This window comes from Leclercia sp. M50, assembly GCF_037150775.1.
Taxonomy (GTDB): Bacteria; Pseudomonadota; Gammaproteobacteria; order Enterobacterales; family Enterobacteriaceae; genus Enterobacter.
In genome coordinates, this window is sequence record NZ_JBBCPK010000209.1 from 1 (window position 1) to 2,287 (window position 2,287).

The following is a 2,287-nucleotide window of genomic DNA, read 5'->3' on the forward strand; positions in this document are numbered from 1 at the left end:
CTCCGCACCGAGGATGTTCTCGATAAAATCTTTAACTTCACGGCCACGCTCGCCAATCAGCCCCACCACGATAACGTCGGCCTGGGTGTAGCGGGCCATCATGCCGAGCAGCACCGATTTTCCGACGCCGGAGCCGGCAAAAAGGCCCATACGCTGGCCGCGACCGACGGTCAGCAGGGCGTTGATCGGGCGCACGCCGGTATCCAGTACGTGTTCGATTGGGGTGCGTTGTAACGGGTTGAAGGGCGGTGTGACCAGCGCCCCGGTTTCGGTGGTGTCGGGGGCGGGCAGGCCATCCAGCGGCTTACCGGCGCCGTCCAGCACCCGTCCGAGCAGCGCCGGGCCGAGCGGCAGTTGCTTGCCGCTGTGCAGTCCGTCGCTGGAGAAATTTTTGGCATAGACCCGCGCGCCGGGCAGCACGCCTTCGACCTCTTCCAGCGGCATTAAGAACAGACGCTGGCCGTTAAAGCCGACCACTTCGCTCTCGACTTCGTGGATCTCGTTGCCGTCTTGCCGTTCGATAATGCAAGTGGCCCCCAGCGGCAGTTGCAAGCCCGTCGCCTCAAGTACCAGACCGGTGGCGCGGGTTAAGCGGCCATAGCGACGAACGGGGGGCAGTTGCGCCATCTTCGCTTCAAAGTTGTCGAGGGTGGTGAGCCAACGGGTGAGGCGAGCGGTCATCAGATGACTCCCGGTGCCGCCAGGCGGCACAGTTCCTGCCAGCGGGTTGCCACGCTGGCATCCAGATCCCCTTCATCGGCAGAGACTTTGCAGCCGCCGTGATGCAGGGTCGGATCGCCGCGCAGACGCCAGCCGTGCAGGCTCAGGGTCGCGCCGAGCATCTCTTCCACGCGCTGCAGATCGTCCGGGTGGACGCGCAGCTGCGGTTTGCCGCTGAACAAGGGCTCCTGCTGCAGCAACCCCTGGATCTGTTTGATAAGCGAAGAGTTATCCACTGGCGGCGTATGGCCAATCACCTGGCGTGCCGCCTCGAGCGCCATCTGCATCAGGCGCGAGGCGATCACGCTGTCCAGCGCGTCCAGGGTATTCTGGAACTCGCTCACCAGCTGCTGCATCCGGGCATGGATCGGCGCCTGCTGCGAACGCGCCTGTTCTAACCCCTGGGCCAGCCCCTGAGTCAGACCTTCCTGATAGCCCTGCTCCTGGCCTTTCTGCCGGCCTTCGTTCAGACCGGCCGCGTAGCCTTGATCGTGCGCCTGCATCTGGATCTGCGCCAGCTGCTGCGCGCGCTGCTCCTCTTCGCTCAGCTCTGGCGCGTCCTCTTCCTCGCCCAGATCGGCAGAAGCGACGGCCGCAGGCACAAATTCCGCGCGGGGAGGGGAGAGATCGTCCGGGGTCCAGACTTTCCACGGCAGTTCATCAGACATAGGTATCCTCGCCGCTGCCTACCACCATCTCGCCGGTTTCTGCCAGACGACGCACAATAAGCAGGATCGCTTTCTGTTCGTTTTCCACCTGAGACAGACGGACCGGGCCACGGTTGGCAAGGTCGTCGCGCAGGATATCCGCCGCACGCTGGGACATGTTGCGCAGGAACTTCTCGCGCAGCGGCTGTTCGGCGCCTTTGAGGGCGATAAGCAGCGATTCGGAGTCCACTTCCTGCAGCAGGCGCTGGATACTGCGGTCGTCCACGTCGACCAGGTTTTCGAACAGGAACATTTCGTCGATAATTTTCTGCGCCAGTTCGCCGTCGAATTCGCGCACTGCGGTAATAACCGCCTCTTCCTGCTGCGTTTTCATCAGGTTGATAATTTCGGCCGCCGTTCTCACGCCGCCCATTTTGCTGCGCTTAAGGTTCTGGCCATCGAGCAGGCCATTCAGTACCTCGGTCAGTTCCGCCAGCGCCGCCGGCTGGACGCCGCCGAAGGTGGCGATACGCAGCATCACATCGTGACGCAGGCGCTCGTCGAACAGCGCCAGAATATCGGCCGCCTGACCACGCTTAAGGTGAACCAGGATGGTGGCGATGATCTGCGGATGTTCGTCGCGAATAAGATCGGCTGCGGTCTGCGGCTCCATAAAGTTGAGCGTTTCGATGCCGCTGGCGGTATCGCGGGTTTCGAGAATATCCTCCAGGAGGCTGGCGGCACGCTCTTCGCCGAGGGCTTTGACCAACACCGAACGCAGGTATTCGTTGGCATTGACGTTGAGCGCCGCAAACTGTTCCGCTTCCTGCTCAAACTCCGACAATACGTCGGTCAGCTGTTTGTTGGAGATCTGACGCACGTTGGCCATTGCCGCACTGAGAATCTGCACTTCGCGCTGG

Annotated in this window: 2 protein-coding genes and 1 pseudogene; all 3 read right to left on the bottom strand. The window is 62.3% G+C overall.

The genetic code is table 11. The annotated features are described in order from the left end of the window. A pseudogene (gene fliI, locus WFM46_RS23535) lies at positions 1 to 681 on the bottom strand (flagellum-specific ATP synthase FliI); the annotation flags it as partial. Continuing rightward, a complete protein-coding gene (fliH, locus tag WFM46_RS23540) occupies positions 681 to 1,388 on the bottom strand; it encodes a flagellar assembly protein FliH (RefSeq protein ID WP_103180144.1) in 708 nt (235 codons plus the stop codon). The pseudogene fliI and the gene fliH, both read right to left, overlap by 1 nt. Further along, a partial coding sequence (fliG, locus tag WFM46_RS23545) for a flagellar motor switch protein FliG (protein ID WP_336998702.1) occupies positions 1,381 to 2,287 on the bottom strand: 907 nt, incomplete at its 5' end. The genes fliG and fliH, both read right to left, overlap by 8 nt.